Source organism: Dokdonella sp. (assembly GCF_019634845.1).
Lineage (GTDB): Bacteria > Pseudomonadota > Gammaproteobacteria > Xanthomonadales > Rhodanobacteraceae > Dokdonella_A.
In genome coordinates, this window is sequence record NZ_JAHCAQ010000006.1 from 169544 (window position 1) to 189937 (window position 20394).

The window sequence follows — 20394 nt, forward strand, 5'->3', positions numbered from 1 at the left end:
GGCATTCAAAACAGTGGCACGCTGAACTGCGCGTACCGCGTCGCTGCGTCCGCGGCGCACAGCGCGAAGTCGCCGTCGACGGCACCCATCACGCGGTGGACGCGATCGATGGTGGCTGCGCCCCAGTCGCCGCGACCACCGCTGACCACGAAGCGCGCATGGTGGCGCGAGGCCTCCACGCGGATCGTGAGCGCGGCGCGCGGATCGTGCTCGAAGCACTCGCCGAGCAGCTCCTCCAGGCAGCGGTATACCGCGATGAGGCGGTGGCGGTCGCCGATGATGACCTCGTCGATTCCGTCCAGCCGCCAGGCACAGCAGTCGGCGGCCGGTGGATTGGCCTGCTCGATGCGATGCCGCAGGCGCGCCATCGCGCTGGCGAGCGTGGGCGAGGAATCGTCGAGCGCGTCGAGCATGAGACGCATGTCGACCAGCGCCCGCTGGATCTGCCGCTGCAGTGCCGTTTCGCCGAGTTCGCGGCGGGCGCGGGCCAGCACGCTCACCAGGCGCGAGCCGAAACCGTCGTGGATGTCGCGCAGCAGACGCCTGCGTTCGCGCTGGCTGACGCCGGCGGCGACCTCGGCCCACAGCCGCTCGGGTTGCAGCGCCTCGGCCGCGATGGCCTGATCGAGATCATCGGCCAGCGTCGCGGTGGCGGCCGCCAGCACGTAGCCGCCGACAGCCATGCGGCGAATCAGCAGATAGCCGAGCCCGAGCGCAAGCACCACCGTGGCGAGCGCGCTGCTCCACATCCAACGCTGTTCGAACGGCAGAACGAAGTAGCCGATCTCAAGCACACCGACCGCGGCCGCATAGGCGAAGATGCCGATCACCACACGTCGTTCCACGCGGTGCATGGCGCTCGCGTGGCGCACGGTGGCGATTGCGATGGCGGCGCCGTTGATGACGACGATGAGGAGTGGCCCCGCGTCGAGCAGGGCTGAAGGCAGCACGGCGGCGAGCGGCCCGCGCAGCGCACAACCGGCCAATGCCAGCGCACTGGTCGCGCCGATGAAGTATCCGAGCGTGCGGCTGCGGAACTGCCAGTGTGCACGCATCAGGTGGTACAGCGCGAGCGGGATCAGCAGCAGGCTCGCATCGTCGAGCCAGATCCACGCCAGCGGTCCACCCGGGCGATACGGCATCGACAGGTACAGGTTGCGCTCGGCCAGCGGCGTAAGGCACAGCGCATACCACAGGTAGGCGGGCTGGCGGTCGCTGATGAGCCACAGTACAAGCGCCAGCAGCGCCAGCGCGATCAGCAGCAGCAGGCAGGCGCGCGGCACCAGCACCATGCGCCACCAGTTGGCGCGGAACGCCGGTTCGAGCGCGCTGCGCGCGGCAACGCAGACCTGTTCCAGCCGCGTCGGCCCAAGTGCTGCGAGCTGCGGCAGCGTGATCCGCAACACGTTGTCGTTTTGACGCAGCAGCTCGTCCGGCAGGAATTGCAATTGCGGCGCCAGCTCACGGACGTCGCGCGCGGCAAGGTCGATTGCCGGGGTCAGGTCGGCGCCATTGAGTTCGATGCGCGCGAACGGCAAGGCAGCGCCGACCACCAGCGCCAACGAGGGTCGGGTGGCGCGCGGTGCATCGAAATGGAAGTCGTGGCGCAGCAACGGCACGCCACCTGCGCCGGCGAATCCGGCTGCCTGTGGCGGCGGGATCGGCAGGCAGTGTGCGTCCGCCGCCTCGCGGTAGCGCATCGTCGCTACGCTCAGCACGACTGCCGCCAGGATGCCGAGCCACCAGCACGCAGCGCCGAGGCGGCGGGCATGGGCGCGTCCGGCTGCTGGTTGCATCGGCTGCTCAGACGAGTCGCTGGCGCCGGGCCTCGAACAGGGCCTGGGCGAGATTGGAGACCTGCAGCTTCTCGTACACGTGGCGCACGTGGGTGTAGATCGTCGATGGCTGGGTGCCAGTCAGTTGCGCGATCTGGCGGTAGTTGTGACCCTGCGCGGCCAAGTGCAGCACCTTGCGTTCGCTGCCGGTGAGTTGCGCGGCCGGTGCCGCCGGTGCGCCGGCCGCGGAGGCTGTGCGTCGCAGCAGGCCGACGAGCCGCTGCGCGATGGTCGGGCTGATGCACGATCCGCCGGCCAGCGTGATCCCGATCGAATGCGCGATCGTGCTCGCCGGATCGTGCTTGGACACGTAACCGCTTGCGCCGGCCGTGATCGCCTCGACCACGACGTCCTCGTCGGCGAGCGAGGAAATGACCAGCACGTTCGGCCGTGCCGCGAGCCTGGCTGCGTGGCGGATCGCCTCGATGCCACTGCCATCGGGCAGCGACAGGTCGGCCAACAACAGGTCGCAACGCTGCGTATCGAGCAGGCGCCGACACTGCGCCACGTGGTCGGCGTCCTGGATGCTGAAGGGGGGTGGCACGCAGGCGGCAATGGCCTCGTGAACGAGCTGGCGCGCGTCGGGATCATCTTCGAGCACGAGAATGTGCACGGCTGCGAACCTCCTTCCCCGTTCGCGGACGATCCGCGCGGATGCGTATGCCGTCGCGGGCCGCGCGCCCTGCATGCGAGACGGTCAGCGGCGCATCGACGCGAACGCATGATGATAATGAGCGCGGTGGCCGGCCACTGCCGATGACTTATCGCCACTCGTCATATCCAAACGCTGGATCTCCGCAGATTTGCCGATGGCAGGGCGGTGTGCTGCCGATAGGCTTGCCAGCGTTCTGCACCGAGCCGACCGCCACCGGAGGCGCGGGTTGGTGTGCCAGCACTCGGTGCCGGGCGATGCCCAGACAGCATTCGCCAGGCACATCCACGGACGGATCGCCCACGGACCAGCTTCCCCCCGCTCGCACGGTTGGTCCGTGGGCGGCGAGCCCGGATGGCTCCCGCGCGTGCCCGACACGATCGGCAGTGGCTGGCAGCGGGCGCACGCGGTACTCCGGGCGCAATGCAAGTCGTCCCATCGCAGAGGGAGTCGATAGCGTGACCATGGTCTTGTCATGTCATTGCGGCGCAAGCCGCGTCCTCGCCACCGGCAAGGCCGTGCTGCATGCGTATTGCCACAGCCAAGTCTGTCGCGAATTGTTCGGTGGCGCCGTGGTGGCAGTCACGATGTGGCGCGGCGCCGATCTCTCGCTCGCGTCGGGCGCACGGGCAGCAGGCTGCTTCGTGCAGCCGCTGCTGGAGGCAACGCGGCACTTCTGCGCCGGCTGCGGCAGCACCCTGTTCCTGGTCGATGCGCTCGGGCTGCGCGTGGTGTCGCATGCGCTCATCGCCGCCTCGTACCGCGGCATCCTGCCGGCGCAGCACGCGCCGACCATGCACCTGCACTACGCGCAGCGCCAGCTCGACATCGACGACGAATTACCCAAACATCTCGAGCGGCCCGGTGGGCCGCAGTATCAGCCGCGTCCGCCGGTCGCGCCGCTCGCGGTGACGACGCCGTTCGTCGAACGGCGCTACGCGATGCCGGCTGCACCGCGGCGCAGCGGCTTCAGCGGACCAGGCTCAGAAACAGCGTGACGTCCTGCGCGTGCAGCGCCTGCACGTCCTCGACCAGTCCGGCGCGCAAGGTCCAGCCCGAGCGCATGCGCCAGCCCGAGGACAGCGCCAGCGTGGTGGCGTCGCGCAGATAGGGAATGCGGCTGTCGTACAGCGCAGCATGCCATTGCAGCTGGGCGCTGGCGTCCCAGGCCGGGGTCAACTGCCAGCCGAGGGCGACGTCGGCGAACGGAACCAGCCGCTTGCGGCGGGCTGGCAGCAGGTCGCCATCGCCGCGGCGCAGCGCGCCCAGGCGTGCACCCCATGACAGCGGGCTCTGCGTTGCGGTCGATTGCGCGGCCAGCCACACACTGGCATCGACGGCGCGGTCATCGACCAGCACGCTGGCGCGACTGGTGGGCAGTTTGAGCGTGGCGCCGAGCATCCATTCGCTGGCCGCACCGGCCGGCGCGCGCCAGGCGAGATCGACCAGCAGCGGCGTGGCCGCACGCAGCCTGCGGTCCAGATGCAGGCTGGTGTCCGCGTCGTGGTAGTCGATGACGTGACCATCGCTGCCGAGCTGACCGCGATCGCCATTGCTCAGTCCGAACACGCGGTGCCAGTCCTGCAGAAATCCGTCGAGGAAGCCATCGTCGAGTGACACCGCCGCGAGCGAGACGCGCGCCAGCCAGTGCTCGCCCAGACCGCGTGTCACCGCGATGCGTCCTTCGTGCAGCTCGGCGTCGTAGAGCAGGTGTTCGCTGCCGCGGTCGAACGCCAGTTCGGTGTTGCTGGCGCTGGCGACGAGGTCGACGCGCCAGCCGTCGGCGGCCACCGAGGGCGGCGCCAGCGGCAACCCGCCGGCAGCGACGAACGGGTTGGCGTCACGGTAGGGCAGCCACGCCGCGCCAGCCGCGCGGGCGGCGCCCGGCGCCAGCCACTGCAGGGCCACTGCAAGGCCGGCGGCGGCCAGCGCGCGCGGCACCCGCTCAGCCATGGCGGTGTGGATCTGCGGTCTGGCCGAGCGTGGTCTCGGGCGGTTCGAGATGGTCGCCGAGCACGCGCCGCACCGCGACGTAGAACACCGGAATGAACAACAGTCCGAGCAGGGTGGCGAACAGCATGCCGCCGACCACGCCGGTGCCGATCGCGTGGCGCGAGTTGGCGCCGGCGCCAGTCGACACGGCCAGCGGCAGGCAGCCGAGGATGAATGCGAACGAGGTCATCAGGATCGGGCGGAAGCGCAGTCGCGCGGCATCGACCACGGCCACCCCGAGTGGGCGCCCTGCGCGCTGTTCGGCCACCGCGAATTCGATGATGAGGATGGCGTTCTTGGCCGCCAGGCCGATGATCGTGATGATGCCGATCTTGAAGTAGACGTCATTGGTGAGGCCGCGCGCCATCGTTGCCACGAGGGCGCCGAGCACGCCCAGCGGCACCACCAGCAGCACCGACAGCGGAATCGACCAGCTCTCATACAGCGCCGCCAGGCACAGGAACACCACCAGCAGCGACAGCGCGTACAGGATCGGTGCCTGATTGCCCGAGATGATTTCCTGCAGCGACTGGCCGGTCCAGTCGAAGCCGAAGCCCGTTGGCAGGTCACTGCGGATGATGTCCTGCATGGCCTGCATCGCGGTGCCGGAGCTGGCGCCGGCGGCGGGACTGCCGACGATCTCGATCGCGCCGTAGCCGTTGTAGCGGCTCAGCGTGGGAGGCGCCATGATCCATTGCGACCGGACCACGTTCGACAGTGGGATCATCGCCGGCAGAGGGCTGCCACCGCTCGCGCCGGCTGCGGTCTCGTGACGGGTGGCGCTGGGCACGAAGAAATGGGACAGCGCCTCGGGCCCCATGCGGAACGGCGCATCGGCCTGCATCGTCACGCGCTGCACGCGACCCTGATTGAAGAAGTCGTTGGCGTACACCGGCGCCAGCATGAGCTGGATCGCGGTGTAGACGTCACTCAACGACAGGCCCATCGACTGCGCCTGCACGCGATCGACCTGCATCGACAACTGGGTGGTCGGCGGCAGGATGTTGGGGCGCACGCCGGTCAGCACGTCGCTGCGTTGCGCCGCCTTGGCCAGCAGCGTGTCCTGCGCCTGCAGCAAAGCGTCGTGGCCGAGGCCGGCGCGATCCTGCAGGTAGAGGTCGAAGCCGCCGAACTGGCCCAGGCCACGGATCGTGGCCTGGTTCATCACGAATACCTGTGCGTCAGGGATCGCGGTGGACAGTGCGCCGTTGAGCTGGCGCACCACGGCGGTGGCGACGCGATCGGCCCGGGTGCGCTCGTCCCACGGCTTGAGGCGGATGAATGCCATGCCGGTGTTGCTGCCATTGCCGACGAAGCTGAAACCCGACACCGCGATGACGCCTTCCACGGCCGGATTGGCCCGCACTGCCTCGGTGACCTCGCGCATGACCTTGCGCGTGCGCTCGATGCTCGCGCCCGAGGGCAGGGTGACGATGCCAAACACCGAGCCCTGGTCTTCCTCCGGCACGAAGCTCGACGGAATCTTCCAGAACAGGAATCCGCACAACACGGCGGCAATGACGAATGCCGCCATCCAGCGCGGCGCGTGGCGGATCGCGCTCAGTACGTGACCGGTATAGGTCTGCTGCACGCGATTGAACATCCGGTCGAAGGCGCGGTACACGATGTTCTTTTTCTGCTCGTGCAGCGGCTTGAGCAGGGTTGCGCACAGCGATGGCGTGAAGACCAGGGCGAGGAAGGCCGAGAACGCCGTCGACAGCGCGATGGTCAGGCAGAACTGGCGGTAGATCACGCCGACCGAACCCGACTGCAGTGCGCTGGGGATGAACACCGCCATCAGCACCACCGCGATCGCCACCACCGCGCCGGTGAGCTGGCCCATGGCCTTGCGCGTCGCATCGCGCGGCGACAGGCCTTCCTCGCTCATGATGCGTTCGACGTTCTCGATCACCACGATCGCATCGTCGACCACGATGCCGATGACGAGCACCATGCCGAACAGCGTGAGCTGGTTGATCGTGAAGCCGGCCAGCCACAGGCCGAGGAAGCCGCCCATCAATGCCACCGGCACCACGAGCAGGGCGATGATCGTCATGCGCAGGTTCTGCAGGAAGATCAGCATGACCAGGAACACGAGCACGATCGCCTCGCCCAGCGTCTTGATCACTTCGCGGATCGAGAACTGGATGAACGGCGTGGTGTCGTAGGGAACGAACCAGCTCACGCCGGGCGGGAATGCCGTCTGCAGTTCGTCGAGGCGCGCCTTGACCGCTTCGGCCACGCCGAGCGCATTGGCACCGGTCTGCAACTGCACGGCGAAGCCGGCCACGCTCTGGTTGTTGTAGGTGACGCTCACGCCGTAGGACGAGGGGCCGAGCTCGACACGGGCAACGTCGCCCAGGCGCACCGTGGTGCCGTCGGGGTCGCTGCGCAGGATGATGTCGGCGAACTGCGCGGGCGAGGTGAAGCGGCCTTCGGCGGTGACGGTGGCCGAAAAACCGTTGCCGGGTACCGCCGGCTCGGTACCGAGCGAACCGGCGGCGACCTGGATGTTCTGGTTGCGCACCGCGGCGAGCGCCTGCGCCGCCGACAGGTTGTAGCCGCGCAACTTGTCGGCATCGAGCCAGATCCGCATCGCGTATTCCGACCCGAACTGGCGCACGTTGCCCACGCCCGCCACGCGCTGGATCTGCGGGATCACGCTGACCGCGGCAAGGTTGTTGAGCGCGCCCGAGTCGAGCTTGCCGTCCTCGGACTTGAGCATCGCCACCATGAGGAAGTCGGGGTTCTGCTTGGCGACGACGATGCCCTGCTGCACGACCTCGCTGGGCAGGCGCGGCGTGGCCAGCGCGGCCTTGTTCTGGGTCTGCACCTGGGCGATGTCGGCATTGGTGCCCGGGGCGAAGGTCAGCGTGATCGAGGCCGAGCCATCCGAACCGGAACTGGCGCTGAAGTAGCTGAGGTTGTCGATGCCGGTGAGCTGCTGCTCGATGACCTGGGTGACGGCTTTCTCGACGGTGGCCGCATCGGCGCCGGGGTAGCTGGCCGAGATCACCACCTGCGGCGGCGCGATCGACGGATAGGACTCGATGCCCAGGCGCGTGATGGCGAGCAGGCCCGCGAGCGTGATGAGGATCGCGATGACGCGCGCGAAGACCGGATGGTCGATGAAGAAATTGGACATGGGCTCAGGTTCCTGGCGGGCGCGGCGCGGCTCAGCGCGCAGCCGGCGCCACGGCCGGCACGGTTGCCGCGCTGGCCTGGGCCTGCCACGGCGTCGCGGCGGCGGGCGTGCCGACCGTCACCTTCTGCAGGCCGCTCACGATGATGCGGTCGCCATCGTCGAGGCCGCTGGTGACGATCCAGTCGCTGCCTTGCAGCCGGTCAGCGGCGATGCGCTTGCGCGCCACCTTGTCGTCGCTGCCGACCACCATCACGTAGGCGCCCTCGGCGTCGCGCTGCACGGCGCGTTGCGGCACCAGCCAGGCGTGGTTGAGGGCGCCCAGTTCGAGCTTGATGTTGACGAACATGCCCGGCAGCAGCGCGTGGTCGGGGTTGGGCACGCTGCCGCGCAGCGTGACGGCGCCGGTACCGGCGTCGACGGCGCTGTCGGAAAAGTCGACCGAACCGGCGTGGGCATAAGGCGTGCCATCGGGCAGCGAGACGACGATGCGCGCGGTGTTGGGAGCCGCCAGCGCCACTTCGCCACTGAGTGCAGCGCGGCGCATTTCGTCGTAGATCCCGACGGCCTGGGCGAAATTGACGTACAGCGGGTCGATCTGGTCGATCGTGGTGAGCAGGGTGGCCTCACCTTGGCCGACCAGTGCGCCCTCGGTGACCTGCTGCTTGCCGGCGCGACCAGCGATCGGTGCGGTGACGTTGGCGTAGCCGAGGTTGATGCGTGCGCTGTCGACATTGGCCTGGGCCTGCTTGACCGCGGCGGCGGCGGTGCGCTCGGCCGCTTCGGCGCTGTCGAGCGCGGCCTGCGACAGCAGGCCCTTGGCGGCCACCGATCGTGCGCGTTCGGCTGCGATGTGGCTGTTCTGGTATGTCGCCTGTGCCGCGGCCAGGTTGGCCAGTTGTGCATTGAGCGTGGCACGCAGCGGGGCCGGGTCGATCTCGAACAGGGGCTGGCCCTGTGCGACGTCGCTGCCTTCGGTGTAGACGCGCTTGTGGAGGATGCCGGCCACGCGCGCACGCACGTCGGCGCTGCGCACGGGCGACAGCCGACCGACCAGGTCCTGGGTCAGCGGCACGCTCTGCGCCTGGGCGCGGATCACGCTCACTGCCACCGGTGCGGCAGTGGATGAAGCGGCCTTGTTGCCGTTGCCGCAAGCCGTTGCCGCGAGCGCAGCAGCACACACACTCAATACACGAAGCGCCAGAGTCATGGGCGTCCCTGAACCGAACGATGGAGGAAATGGATGCGAGCTTGGCAGGCCAGGCACGAATCGACAGTGCAGGAAGTTGGCCGCACGGCCAATTATCATACGCAACGGTACAGAAAGTGTCACGCGCAGGCGGTGCGCGCTCGCGCCGAGGCGCCTCGTTCAGGCGCGTGGCTGGCTACGCTGCTGGGGCGCGCGTATCCTAGCCGGTTTTCGATTCCCGCCCTTTTTTCGGACCCGACATGACCGACCCAGGCGCCTCGCGCGGTACGCAGTTCGACTCCATCCTGACGCAACTTGCCACGCTCGTCGACGCGACCGGCCAGGCCCAGGCGGCGCAATTCGCGCGGCGCTTCCTCGAACGCGTTGCGCCCGACGACATCGCCGCGCGGGCGCCGGCGGAGTGGGCGGCGCTGGTCGCGCGGGTGCTCGACTTCATCGGCACCCGTGCCGCGCAGTCGCCGCGGCTGCGGCTGACCCACGTGGGCAGCGGCAATCGCGCGCGTACTCTCGTCGACATCGTCACCGACGACATGCCGTTCCTCGTCGATTCGGTCGGCATGGCCATCACCGCGGCCGGCCTCGGCACGCATCTGGTCATCCATCCCGTCATTGCGGTCCGTCGCGACGGTGCCGGCCGCCTGCTGGCACTGGCCGACCATGACGGTGACGGAACGCAGGCCGAGTCGGTGATGCATCTGGAGATCGACCGCGTTGCCGACGATGCCGCGGCGCAGGCGCTGGAGCAGGCGATCGGTGCCGCACTCGCCGACGTGCGCGCCAGCGTGGCCGACTGGGCCGCGATGCGCGCCAGCATGCTCGCGATCGCCGACGATCTGCCGCGCCGCAAGATGCCGGTGCAGGCGGCCGGCGTGGCCGAGGCGCAGGAGTTCCTGCGCTGGGCGGTCAACGACAACTTCACGTTCCTCGGCTACCGCGAGTACGAGGTGGCCAAGGTTGCTGGCGACGAGGTGCTGCAGGCCGTCGAGCAGTCGGGGCTGGGCATCCTGCGCGGTGCCGAGCGCGCGCAGACGCCGCGTTCGCTGCGCACCCTGGTGGCGGCCGAGCTGCCGCAGTCCGGCGCGATGGACGCGATCATCCTCACCAAGACCAATGCCCGCAGCCGCGTGCACCGCGCCGGCTACATGGATTACATCAGCGTGCTGCGCTTCAACGACGCCGGTGTGCCGGTGGCCGAACAGCGCTTCCTCGGCCTGTTCACCAGCAGTGCCTACATGGCACGACCGCAGGAAGTGCCGCTGGTGCGGCGCAAGGTCGAAGCCGTGCTGGCGCGCTCCGGCCTGCGTCGCGATGCCCACTCGGGCAAAGCCTTGCGTCATGTGCTCGAGCAATTGCCGCGCGACGAGCTGTTCCAGTCGAGCGAGGACGAGCTGTTCGAGCTGGCCACCGGCGTGCTGGCGCTGCGCGCGCGGCCGCGCGTGCGCCTGTTCGTGCGCCGCGACAAGTACGGTCGGTTCCATTCCTGCCTGGTCTACCTGCCGCGCGAGAACCTGACCACGCCGGTGCGCGAGCGCATCACCGACACCGTGAGCCACGCGCTGCACGCCGAGCACGTCGATTCGACGCTGCAGATCGGCGACGCGCCGCTGGCGCTGCTGCATCTGGTGACCCGGCCGCGGCCGGGCGAGCAGGTCGTTTGCGATCTGGCGTGGCTCGATCGCGAGGTCGCGGGCATCGTGCGCAACTGGCACGGCGAACTGCGCGAGGCATTGATCGCGACCGAGGGCGATGGCGCCGGGCGCAGCCTCGCCGCGCGCTTCGCCGAGCTGCCGGCCGGTTACATCGAGCGTGCCACGCCGGCTGGTGCCGCGGCCGACGTGGTGCTCGCGGCGCAACTGCAAGGCAGCAACGACATCCGGTTGAGCCTGCGGCCGGCGCCGGGGCAGGCCGGACAGCTGCATTTCAAAATCTTCCGCCACGGCGCGGACATCGCGCTGTCCGAGGCGATTCCGCTGCTCGAGAACATGAATCTGCAGGTGCTCACCGAGCAGCTCGATGAACTCGAGCTCGGCGGCGCCCACCTGCGCATCCAGGACATCGTGGCGCGGCCGCAGACGGCCTGCGCGTTCGACATCGCCACCATTGCGCCGGCGTTCGAGCAGGCATTCGAGCAGATCTGGCGCGGCAACGCCGAAAACGATGGCTTCAACAAGCTCATCCTTGGCGCACACATGAGCTGGCGTCAGGTGGCGATGCTGCGTGGCTACTGCAAGTACCTGCTGCAGACCGGCGTGCCGTTCTCGCAGGCCTATGTCGAGGAGACGCTCAACCGCTATCCGGCGCTGGCCGGCCTGCTGGTGGAGCTGTTCGAGGCCGGCTTCGATCCCGCGCGCGAGCAGGGTGGCGAGGCGGCCGACGATGCGGTGGCGCGCCTGCGCGGCAAGCTCGGTGCACTGTTGCCGGCCGCCGTGCTGGCCAAGCTGCCGGGCGATTACATCGATGCACTGGCCGCTGCCCGTGTCCAGCCTCGCGCGGAGCAGATCGCCGCCACGGTCGCGGCGATCAAGGCGCTGCTCGACCATGTGGCGAGCCTCGATGAGGACCGCATCCTGCGTGCCTATCTGGGCACCATCGGGGCGACGCTGCGCACCAACTATTTCCAGCTTGGCCGCAACGGCCGTCCGCACGATTACATCAGCTTCAAGTTCGATTCGGCCAAGGTGCCCGACCTGCCCAAGCCGCGGCCGTATCGCGAGATCTTCGTCTACGGCGCACGTGTGGAGGGCATCCACCTGCGCTTCGGCGCCGTTGCCCGCGGTGGTCTGCGCTGGTCGGATCGGCGCGAGGACTTCCGCACCGAAGTGCTCGGTCTGGTCAAGGCCCAGATGGTCAAGAACACCGTGATCGTGCCGGTCGGCTCCAAGGGCGGCTTCTTCGTCAAGCGCCCACCCGCCGGCGGTGACCGCGATGCGGTGCAGGCCGAGGGCATCGCCTGCTACCAGATGTTCATCAACGGCCTGCTCGACGTGACCGACAACCTCGTCGACGGCAAGGTGGTGCCGCCGCGCAACGTGGTGCGCCATGACGCCGACGATCCCTATCTCGTCGTCGCCGCCGACAAGGGCACCGCCAAGTTCTCCGACATCGCCAACGCGATCAGTGCCGAACACGGTTTCTGGCTCGGCGATGCGTTTGCCTCGGGTGGTTCGGTCGGCTACGACCACAAGGGCATGGGCATCACCGCGCGCGGTGCCTGGGAGTCGGTCAAGCGCCACTTCCGCGCCCACGGCCACGACACCCAGACGCAGGATTTCACCTGCGTCGGCATCGGCGACATGTCGGGCGACGTGTTCGGCAATGGCATGCTGCTGTCGCGTCACATCAAGCTCGTGGCCGCGTTCGACCACCGCCACATCTTCATCGATCCCGATCCCGATCCGGCGCGCTCGTTTGCCGAGCGCGAGCGCATGTTCAAGTTGCCGCGTTCATCGTGGGAGGACTACGACACCACGCTGATCTCGGCCGGTGGCGGCATCTACCCGCGCAGCGCCAAGACCATCACCCTGTCGAGCCAGGCACGCGCCGTGCTCGGCATCAGCAGCGACGAGCCGCTGACGCCGACCGCGCTGATGAGCGCGGTGCTGCGTGCGCCGGTGGACCTGCTGTGGAACGGCGGCATCGGCACCTACGTCAAGGCCGAGGCCGAGTCCAACGCCGAGGTCGGTGACCGCGCCAACAATGCGCTGCGCGTCAATGGCGCGGAACTGCGCTGCAAGGTGGTGGGCGAGGGCGGCAATCTCGGCTTCACCCAGCGCGGCCGCATCGAGGCGGCGCGCAAGGGCGTGCTGCTCAATACCGACTTCATCGACAACTCGGCCGGTGTCGACACCTCCGATCACGAGGTCAACATCAAGATCCTGCTCAATGACGCCGTGCAGCGCGGCGAACTCAAGCTGGAGCAGCGCAACGCGCTGCTGGCGGCGATGACCGACGAGGTTGCCCACCTCGTGCTCAACGACAACTATCGCCAGAACCAGGCGCTGACGGTCATGGAGCACATGTCGGCGCAGCGCATCGGCTCCAACGCCCACTTCATCCGCACGCTCGAGGCCGAGGGACTGCTCGACCGCCAGATCGAGTTCCTGCCCAGCGAGACCGAGCTGGCCGAGCGCAAGGCCCGCCATCAGGGCATGACGCGGCCCGAACTGGCCGTGCTGCTGTCCTATTCCAAGCTCAAGCTGTTCGAGCAGCTGCTGCATTCGGACGTGCCGGAGGATCCGTTCCTGTCCAAGGAGCTGGCGCGGTATTTCCCCGCGCCGCTGCAGGGCACTTATGCCGAGCACATGCAGCGGCATCGCCTCAAGCGCGAGATCATCGCCACCGCGGTCACCAACTCGCTGGTGAACCGCATGGACGCGACATTCGTGTTGCGCATGCAGGAGGATACCGGCCAGCCGCCGGCGGCGATCGCCAAGGCCTACAGCGCCGTGCGCGAGATCGTCGGTTCGCGCGAGCTGTGGGCCGACATCGAGGCGCTCGACGGCAAGGTGGCCGAGAGCGTGCAGATCGATGCGCTGCTCAAGATCTGGGACCTGCAGCGCAACCTCACGCGCTGGGTGCTCAGCCATCATGGCAACGCGCTCGACATCGCCTGGCTGGTCGATCGCTACGGTCCCGGCATGGCCGCCCTCAAGGCCGCCCTGCCGCAGGTGCTGGTGGCGCACAGCCGCGCCGACTACGACGTCGACGTCGAGAAGTGGCAGGGCCTGGACGTGCCTGAGGCGCTGGCCGAGGCGCTGGCCAAGATCGCCGAACTCAGCCCCGCCTTCGATGTCGTCGCGGTCGCGCTCGACGTGGAGCAGCCGGTGGCGCGCGTCGCGTCGGTGTATTTCGAGCTGGCCCATCACCTCGACATGGCCGGCTTGCGGCGCCAGATCGAGGCGCTGCCGGTGGAGAGCCGCTGGCATGCGCAGGCACGCGGCGCGCTGCGTGATGAGCTGGCCGCGCAGCACTGTGCGCTGGTGCGGCAGGTGCTGGCGGGCGCCGCCGCCGGTGAGCCACATCCGGCGGCGCGCTGGATCGAGCGCGACGATCCCGCGCTCAAGTTCACGCTCGGCATGCTCGAGGAAATCCGCAGCCAGCCGGTCGACTATCCGATCGCCTCGGTGGCCCTGCGCCGGTTTGCACAGTTGGTGCAGGCCGGGGCCAAGGGCTGAGCACGCTGCCGGTCCCGCCCCGCGCGGGACCGGCAGCGGGCGCGCCCGGCACCATCAGCGCGGCGGCCGGGCTGCGCGCACCCCGGTTCATCGCATAAGCTGTGGCCAGGGCCGCCAGCGGCGTGCGTCGATGTCGCCGCGCTGCCGACCATTGCCTGCTGACCGCCGGATTCCGCCCGATGCGCATCGCCTTTGTCGCCGCCCAGACCGCAGACGCCCAGACCGCGCTGGCCAGCCTCGTTGCGCGCTATGGCGACGCGCCGCTCGATGCCGCCAGCGTGATCGTCGCGCTCGGTGGCGATGGTTTCATGTTGCGAACGCTGCACCGGCACATGCCGCGTGGCCTGCCGGTGTATGGCATGAAGCTCGGCACCGTCGGTTTCCTCATGAACCAGTATGCCGACGGCGACTTGCCCGAACGGCTTGCCCTCGCGCAGCCGACGCTGCTGCGCCCGCTGGAAATGGACGCGGTCAGTGAAGCGGGCAGCAGCAGCCGCGCGCTCGCGTTCAATGAAGTCTCGCTGCTGCGCCAGACCAAGCAGGCGGCCCACATCCGCGTCTCGCTCAATGGCGTGGTCAAGATCGAGGAACTGGTCTGTGATGGCGTGCTGGTGTCGACCACGGCCGGCTCGACGGCCTACAACCTGTCTGCGCACGGACCGATCCTGCCGTTGGGCTCGCAGTTGCTCGCGCTCACTCCGATCAGTCCGTTCCGGCCACGGCGCTGGCGTGGCGCGATCCTGCCGGCCGTGACCGAGGTGAGGTTCGAGGTGCTCGACCCCTACAAGCGACCGGTCAGTGCCACCGCCGACTCGCACGAGGTGCGCGACATCATCGAGGTATCGATCCGCGAGTCGCGCGAGCGCACGATGAGTCTGCTGTTCGATCCCGAACACAACCTCGAAGAGCGCATCCTCAACGAGCAGTTCGAGCCCTGAGGATCGATCGCGGCAGCGGCGACGGCCCGCTGGCGCAGCGGCGCGGAGAGCGCCTCAGGACGGATCGCTGGTCGGGTCCCAGGGTTCGGCCTCGGCCAGCCGCGCGCACAGGCCGGCATCGTCGAGACCGGCGAGCAGGTCCAGTGCCGCGGCGTAGTTCTCCACTGCCAGATGCAGGCGGCGCAGGCCCGCGCCATGCAGCGGCGTGAACACGAGCAGCGCCGCGCCGTAGGACGCATCGAGTACCGCTGCCTGCCAGGTCTGGCCTTGCGGGTCGTGGAAGCTGCGCATCGCTTGCCCCGTGTCGGCGCGCAGGCTGCCGGTATGGCACCTGGCGCAAAAAAAGCGCCGCACACGAGGGTGCGGCGCTGTGCTGGAGTCCAGCAGGAATCGACTCGTGCTTATTCGCCGAGCGTGAGCGTGCCCTTCATCATCGTCGCGTGACCCGGGAACGTGCAGAAGTACGCGTACTTCTCGCCCGCCGCGAGCTTGGCCACGTCGATCTTGGTGCTGGCGGTTTCGCCGCCACCGATCAGCTTGGTGGCGGCGATGATGCGGGTGTCACCGGGCTTCTCGTAGCCGGCGGCCGCGCCGGCCTTGGCGCCGTCCATGACCACGCCGTTCTCGTCGGAGGCCTTCGACAGCACCCAGTTGTGGCCCATCGCGGTGACCGGCAGCTTGCCGACGTGCTTGAGCGTGACTTCGAAGCTCGTGCAGCTCTTGGGCACCGTGATGGTCTTGAGGTTGAACTGCATCATGTCGTTGCCTTCGATCGTGGTGGCGCACTCGGCGGCCAGCAACGGGGAGGCGAACAGGGCGAGTACCGCAACGGCAAGCAACTTGCGCATGAGAATCACTCCTTGGGTGAAAAGTGGGCAAATGGTAACGGATGCAATCACACTGGTTCCTGACCGGGATCAGCTCGCCACGCGCGCGGCCGAGGCGCGCTGCGGCGTGTTGTCGCAGGGCCTGTCAGGCGCGGCCCGCGCCGCGTGCCCGGCCGTTCAGTGCTGGTGTATCCAACGTTCGTATTCGGCTTTCGATATCCTGCCGTCGCGGTTGCGGTCGGCTTGGATGAAGTCGTTGGCGAGCGGCGGGTAGTGATCGGCCTGCGCCGCGGTGATGAAACCGGCGTGCGTGGCGTCAAGCTGCGCGAAGGGCGGCGGTGGACCATAGTCGTGCGCTGCGGGCTGGCTGGTGCGGACGAGCAACTCGCCCTGTGGCGTCTGGTACTGGGCGCTGCTGATGTCTTGCGCAAAGCTGGTGCTGCTGACGGCGAGCGCCAGCAAACCAATGAGTCGGGTGTACATGGAATGACCTCCATCGGGCTGTTCATGCGGCAGGGCGTGCCGCGGTGCGCAGGATGATCCGCCGATGGCGATTAACGCGAGCGAAGTCGGAGTTGCCACGTGTTGAACTTTTCCCTGCATCGACACCACCGGCCTGGCGACGCGCAGGGCCGCGCGGTCCGCGTCGGGCTGGCGCTCGTGGTGCTCGCCCTGCTCGGTGGCTGCGGGCAGCGGGCGCCGACGTCGCCACCGTCGCCACCGGCTGCGGCCACCGGTGCCGACGCCGCGGCGAGCGTGCGCGTGGCGCCGCCACCGGCCGCGGCAGCGTCGGCGCCCGAGCGGGTGGGACCGGCGCCCGAGCAGCCGCGCATCGAGCCTGCGGCCGCCTGCCTTGCGCGCAGTGGCGCCAAGGCCGCCGCCGCGCTGGCCGTGCAGCGCTGGATCGACCGCAATGGCATCGTCCATTACTCGGATCGCCCACCGCCGGCCGACGCACGCGAGCTGCGCACGCTGAGTCTTGCCGCGCCGCCGCAGGTGACGGTCGAGGCCAGCGGCCACGACGTCAACCTGCCCGATCAGTTGCAGCAGCGCGCGGTCGCCGACGCGCTGGCCGTGGCGCGCGCGATGCATGACTCACTCGGCGTGGCGATGCCGCAGGGCATGACGCTGCGCATCGTGTTCGTGCGCTCGGCGACGGCCTATGTGCAACTGGTCGGCGTGCCCGAGCTGGCCGCGTCGGCCGGCAGTTACGCCACGGCCACGCGCACGATCCACGTGCGCATGCAGGACGACGATGAACTCAACTTCGCCGTGCTGCGCCACGAAATCGTGCATGCGATCGTGCACGAGGCCGTCGGCAACCTGCCGGTCGCCTTCAACGAGGGCCTGGCCGAGTACTTCGGTCGCTATCGGGCGGTCGGCATGGGTGGCCAGATCGACCTCGGACGCGAGCGCGCGCGCCTGCTCGCCGATGCACCCGGTGGCGATGGCGGCGAGGCGCTGGTCGACCTGCTGGCACCGGCGGGCGAGGACTTCTACCTCGTCGGTGGCACCTCGGCGGTCCCGCGCGAGGCTCGCTACCGGCGAGCGTTCGCCCTGGTGGCAATGCTGATGGGCAGCGCGCCGGGCCGCGCCACCTTGACCGGCCTGCTGGCGGCGCAGGTGGCCCAACCGTGCGCACCGGTGGCCAGCGAGCGCTGGCTCGACGAGCACCATCCCGGTGGTCTGGCCGCGCTGGCGCGCGACTGGGCGGCGTTCATGCGCAGCCCGCCCACGGAAGTGCGCACCTACTGACCGTGCCGCGCGATGGCATGCTGCGCAGCAGCAGCGGCACCGCCACACGAGGCTGGCATCCGCAGCCGAGTCGAGTAGACTTGCGGCGCTGTGTCTGCACGGTTCGCCACGCGGCTGCTCGCCCCGCTGCGAAAGCTGATCTGCATCTTCGTGCCGCCGTCATACCCAGTGCATGACATCCCGCGAGGGGTGGAATTTCATGTCCAGCGCTGCAACGGAGAGTTTCATGTCGGATCGTGAGTCGGGTACCGTCAAGTGGTTCAACGAGAGCAAGGGTTTCGGCTTCATCAGCCGCGAGAATGGCCCGGATGTGTTCGTGCATTTCCGCGCGATCACGGGCACCGGGTTCAAGACCTTGCAGGAAGGCCAGAAGGTGACATTCAAGGTGGTGCAGGGCCAGAAGGGCCTGCAGGCCGAAGAAGTCGCCCCGGCCTGAACCGGTGGATCTGCGGTGATTCGGGGTCGCGGCTTGGCGCCGCGACCCCTTCTTGTTGGTGGGCACGATGGTGCAAAGCCGCGTGGGCGTGATCGCGCCGCGCCTGCATGATCTGGGCGACGGTGTCGTGGTGCGTCGCCTGTTGCCGTTTCGACTGCGCCGTCATGTCGGCCCGTTCGTTTTCTTCGACCATTTCGGGCCGATCGAATTTGCGCCGGGACGCGGGCTCGATGTACGGCCGCATCCGCACATCGGCCTCGCCACCGTGACCTACCTGTTCGAGGGTGCGATCCGGCACCGCGACAGCCTTGGCAGCGACGTCGTGATTCGTCCTGGCGACGTCAACTGGATGACCGCCGGCCGCGGCATCGTGCATTCCGAGCGCAGCCCGGCGCCGCAACGCACGGCCGGACATCGCCTGCATGGCGTGCAGACCTGGGTGGCATTGCCGCGCGACGGCGTCGAGGTCGAGCCGCAGTTCCAGCATCACGCAGCGACCAGCCTGCCGCAGCGCGAGGCCGCAGGCGTGCTGCTGCGCGTGATCGCGGGCAGCGCATTCGGCATGACCTCGCCGGTCCGGGTCCATGCGCCAACCCTCCATGTCGAGGTCAGGCTGGCCGCCGGCAGCCGCCTCGTGGTGCCGCCCGAACATGCCGAACGTGCAGTCCACCTGATGTCGGGTGCGCTGCAAGTCGACGGCGCGCCGTTGGCGCCAGGGCACATGCTCGTCGTCGATGGCACGGCACCGATCGACCTGGTCGCGGGCAGTGACTGCCACCTGCTCCTGTGCGGCGGTGCGCCGCTCGATGGCGAGCGCGTCATGTGGTGGAACTTCGTCGCACTCGATCGCGACCGCATCGAGCAGGCCAAGGCCGACTGGCGCGCGCAGCGCCTTGGTCAGGTCGGCGGCGAAACCGACTTCATCGCCTTGCCCGAGGCCTGATCGACGCCCCGCGCCGATCAACGGATAATCGACGCCGTCTCCGTCGCCCGTCGACGCCACGGCCCATTCCGCATGTCCCGCTACGCGAATTTCCGCGAGTTCTACCGCTTCTACCTGTCCGAGCATGCGGACCGCAACTGCCGGCGCCTGCATTTCATCGGCAGCACGCTGGTGCTGGTGGTGCTTGCGGTGGCCTTGGTCAGCGGCCAGGCGCGCTGGCTGTGGCTGGCGCCGCTCGCCGGCTATGGCTGTGCCTGGATCGGCCATTTCGCCTTCGAGCACAACCGGCCGGCGACGTTCCGCCATCCGTTCTACAGCCTTGCCGGCGACTGGGTGATGTACGTGGATATCCTGCGTGGTCGCGTCCGGCTCTGAGATGGCCGGCACGGCTGCCGCTGCGCCGCGCTTTCTGCACATCGACGCGCTGCGCGGCATCGCCGCGCTGCTCGTGGTGTGGCTGCACGTCACCCAGTTCTTCCAGGCGCAACTGGCGCCTGTGCAGCCGATGGGCGGATTGGCGCTGGCCCGCTTCGCGCAGGATTTCGACTTCGGCCGCATCGGCGTGATGCTGTTCTTCCTGATCAGCGGCTACGTCATCCCCGACAGCATCCGCCTCGACCGACCCTCGCCGCTGGCGACGTTCGCGATCCGCCGCGTGTTGCGCATCTTTCCCGCCTACTGGCTGTCGGTGCCGCTCGGTGCGGGCGCGATGTGGTGGCTGTGGGGTCGGCCGTTCGGCTGGCGCGAGATCCTCGTCAACCTGACCTTGCTGCAGGACCTGGTCGGGGTGCCGCCCGCGATCGGCGTGTACTGGACCTTGCTGGTGGAACTGGTGTTCTACGCCCTGTGCATCGTGCTTGCGCTGCTGCACAGTCTCCACGACGCGCGCCGCATCGCGTGGCTGGCGGCGCTGCTGGCCGGCGTGCACACGCTGGCCGTGTTCGCGGCCTGGCGTGGCGTGGCGCTGTCGTTGCCGCTCGCATTCCTGCCGCTGTACCTGTCGTTCATGCTGTGTGGCGCCCTGTTTCGCCACCTCGATGATGGTGCGGCGATCGACGCCGGCGCGCGCCGGCTGCTGGCTGCGCTGGTGGGCTACTACCTGGTGGTGTTTCCGCTCGCGGCAAGCTGGGCCATCGGGCCGCGCAACAACTACGTGGTGTGTGGCGCCATTGCGCTGCTCGTGTTCCTGCTCGGCACGCGCGTGACGAGGCTGCGTGCGGGCCTGTTCGTCTGGCTCGGCAGGATCAGCTATTCCCTCTACCTGTTCCATGCACCGCTGACGATGCTGGTCCTGTGGTGGCTGTTGCAGCAGGCGGCGGATTCGCCCTGGCGTGGCCAGCACATGCTGGTCTACCTCGCTGCCTGCACGCTGCTCGGCGTGGCCGCCGCGGCGGTGGTCGAGCGTTGCGTCGAGCGACCCGGCATCGCGCTCGGGCGATGGCTGGCCACGCGCTGGCAGCAACGCGCGGCGGCGCGGCTGCGCTGAGACG

The 20394-nt window shown here is 68.8% G+C and carries 16 protein-coding genes; 8 read left to right on the plus strand and 8 right to left on the minus strand.

All coding sequences use genetic code 11. From position 1 onward, the window contains the following. Positions 1 to 5: 5 nt before the first annotated feature. Complete coding sequence (locus KF903_RS06370) at positions 6 to 1796, minus strand: hypothetical protein (protein ID WP_291212571.1); 1791 nt, start codon at positions 1794 to 1796, stop codon at positions 6 to 8. Between the two features lie 7 nt (positions 1797 to 1803). Beyond that, positions 1804 to 2448 carry a response regulator transcription factor gene (locus KF903_RS06375; RefSeq protein WP_291212573.1) on the minus strand — a complete coding sequence of 215 codons (645 nt, stop codon included), beginning with the start codon at positions 2446 to 2448 and terminating at the stop codon, positions 1804 to 1806. Between the two features lie 503 nt (positions 2449 to 2951). Between KF903_RS06375 and KF903_RS06380 the strand changes: the two genes are divergently transcribed. Beyond that, positions 2952 to 3485, plus strand: coding sequence for a GFA family protein (locus KF903_RS06380; protein WP_291212644.1), 534 nt, complete (start codon positions 2952 to 2954; stop codon positions 3483 to 3485). On the opposite strand, the gene KF903_RS06385 is transcribed toward KF903_RS06380, so the two are convergent. Genes KF903_RS06385 through KF903_RS06395 form a run of 3 tightly spaced genes read right to left on the minus strand, consistent with a single transcriptional unit; the run spans position 3457 to position 8831 of the window. Beyond that, a complete protein-coding gene (locus KF903_RS06385) occupies positions 3457 to 4440 on the minus strand; it encodes a DUF3187 family protein (RefSeq protein WP_291212576.1) in 984 nt (327 codons plus the stop codon). The two genes, KF903_RS06380 and KF903_RS06385, sit on opposite strands and share 29 nt — an antisense overlap. Beyond that, the gene (locus KF903_RS06390) at positions 4433 to 7624 is read right to left on the minus strand and encodes a multidrug efflux RND transporter permease subunit (RefSeq protein ID WP_291212579.1); all 3192 of its coding nucleotides are present in this window, start codon (positions 7622 to 7624) and stop codon (positions 4433 to 4435) included. Before KF903_RS06390 ends, KF903_RS06385 begins: the two co-directional genes overlap by 8 nt. Before the next feature lie 31 nt (positions 7625 to 7655). Further along, positions 7656 to 8831 carry an efflux RND transporter periplasmic adaptor subunit gene (locus KF903_RS06395; RefSeq protein ID WP_291212582.1) on the minus strand — a complete coding sequence of 392 codons (1176 nt, stop codon included), beginning with the start codon at positions 8829 to 8831 and terminating at the stop codon, positions 7656 to 7658. Positions 8832 to 9070: 239 nt separating this feature from the next. On the opposite strand from KF903_RS06395, the gene KF903_RS06400 reads away from it, so the two are divergent. Beyond that, the gene (locus KF903_RS06400) at positions 9071 to 14005 is read left to right on the plus strand and encodes an NAD-glutamate dehydrogenase (RefSeq protein WP_291212585.1); all 4935 of its coding nucleotides are present in this window, start codon (positions 9071 to 9073) and stop codon (positions 14003 to 14005) included. Between the two features lie 158 nt (positions 14006 to 14163). Next, positions 14164 to 14943, plus strand: a complete 780-nt coding sequence (locus KF903_RS06405) for an NAD kinase (protein ID WP_291212647.1) — start codon at positions 14164 to 14166, stop codon at positions 14941 to 14943. A 54-nt stretch (positions 14944 to 14997) separates the two neighbouring features. Here KF903_RS06405 and KF903_RS06410 read toward each other — a convergent pair whose 3' ends face one another. The 3 genes from KF903_RS06410 to KF903_RS06420 all read right to left on the minus strand — a co-directional run bounded on the left by KF903_RS06410 (position 14998) and on the right by KF903_RS06420 (position 16253). Next, the gene (locus tag KF903_RS06410) at positions 14998 to 15234 is read right to left on the minus strand and encodes a hypothetical protein (protein WP_291212587.1); all 237 of its coding nucleotides are present in this window, start codon (positions 15232 to 15234) and stop codon (positions 14998 to 15000) included. Positions 15235 to 15344: 110 nt separating this feature from the next. Then, on the minus strand, positions 15345 to 15791 hold the full coding sequence (gene azu / locus KF903_RS06415; protein ID WP_291212589.1) for an azurin: 447 nt from the start codon (positions 15789 to 15791) through the stop codon (positions 15345 to 15347). A gap of 156 nt (positions 15792 to 15947) precedes the next feature. Then, positions 15948 to 16253 (minus strand): EF-hand domain-containing protein, encoded by a 306-nt coding sequence (locus tag KF903_RS06420; protein ID WP_291212592.1) that lies wholly within the window; start codon positions 16251 to 16253, stop codon positions 15948 to 15950. A gap of 102 nt (positions 16254 to 16355) precedes the next feature. On the opposite strand from KF903_RS06420, the gene KF903_RS06425 reads away from it, so the two are divergent. The 5 genes from KF903_RS06425 to KF903_RS06445 all read left to right on the plus strand — a co-directional run bounded on the left by KF903_RS06425 (position 16356) and on the right by KF903_RS06445 (position 20390). Then, positions 16356 to 17525 (plus strand): DUF4124 domain-containing protein, encoded by a 1170-nt coding sequence (locus KF903_RS06425; RefSeq protein ID WP_291212596.1) that lies wholly within the window; start codon positions 16356 to 16358, stop codon positions 17523 to 17525. A 226-nt stretch (positions 17526 to 17751) separates the two neighbouring features. Continuing rightward, positions 17752 to 17961, plus strand: a complete 210-nt coding sequence (locus KF903_RS06430; protein ID WP_291212599.1) for a cold-shock protein — start codon at positions 17752 to 17754, stop codon at positions 17959 to 17961. A gap of 67 nt (positions 17962 to 18028) precedes the next feature. Then, positions 18029 to 18904, plus strand: coding sequence for a pirin family protein (locus KF903_RS06435; protein WP_291212601.1), 876 nt, complete (start codon positions 18029 to 18031; stop codon positions 18902 to 18904). Between the two features lie 72 nt (positions 18905 to 18976). Further along, positions 18977 to 19279, plus strand: coding sequence for a DUF962 domain-containing protein (locus KF903_RS06440; protein WP_291212604.1), 303 nt, complete (start codon positions 18977 to 18979; stop codon positions 19277 to 19279). Between the two features lies 1 nt (position 19280). Continuing rightward, entirely contained in the window at positions 19281 to 20390 is a 1110-nt protein-coding gene (locus KF903_RS06445; protein WP_291212607.1) for an acyltransferase, read from the plus strand. Positions 20391 to 20394: the final 4 nt, after the last annotated feature.

Coding starts and splice junctions, on each gene's coding strand:
- KF903_RS06370 (WP_291212571.1), bottom strand. CDS start 1,796: ATGCAACCAGCAGCCGGACGCGCCCATGCCCGCCGCCTCGGCGCTGCG.
- KF903_RS06380 (WP_291212644.1), top strand. CDS start 2,952: ATGGTCTTGTCATGTCATTGCGGCGCAAGCCGCGTCCTCGCCACCGGC.
- KF903_RS06385 (WP_291212576.1), bottom strand. CDS start 4,440: ATGGCTGAGCGGGTGCCGCGCGCGCTGGCCGCCGCCGGCCTTGCAGTG.
- KF903_RS06390 (WP_291212579.1), bottom strand. CDS start 7,624: ATGTCCAATTTCTTCATCGACCATCCGGTCTTCGCGCGCGTCATCGCG.
- KF903_RS06395 (WP_291212582.1), bottom strand. CDS start 8,831: ATGACTCTGGCGCTTCGTGTATTGAGTGTGTGTGCTGCTGCGCTCGCG.
- KF903_RS06400 (WP_291212585.1), top strand. CDS start 9,071: ATGACCGACCCAGGCGCCTCGCGCGGTACGCAGTTCGACTCCATCCTG.
- KF903_RS06410 (WP_291212587.1), bottom strand. CDS start 15,234: ATGCGCAGCTTCCACGACCCGCAAGGCCAGACCTGGCAGGCAGCGGTA.
- azu (WP_291212589.1), bottom strand. CDS start 15,791: ATGCGCAAGTTGCTTGCCGTTGCGGTACTCGCCCTGTTCGCCTCCCCG.
- KF903_RS06420 (WP_291212592.1), bottom strand. CDS start 16,253: ATGTACACCCGACTCATTGGTTTGCTGGCGCTCGCCGTCAGCAGCACC.
- KF903_RS06430 (WP_291212599.1), top strand. CDS start 17,752: ATGTCGGATCGTGAGTCGGGTACCGTCAAGTGGTTCAACGAGAGCAAG.
- KF903_RS06435 (WP_291212601.1), top strand. CDS start 18,029: ATGGTGCAAAGCCGCGTGGGCGTGATCGCGCCGCGCCTGCATGATCTG.
- KF903_RS06440 (WP_291212604.1), top strand. CDS start 18,977: ATGTCCCGCTACGCGAATTTCCGCGAGTTCTACCGCTTCTACCTGTCC.
- KF903_RS06445 (WP_291212607.1), top strand. CDS start 19,281: ATGGCCGGCACGGCTGCCGCTGCGCCGCGCTTTCTGCACATCGACGCG.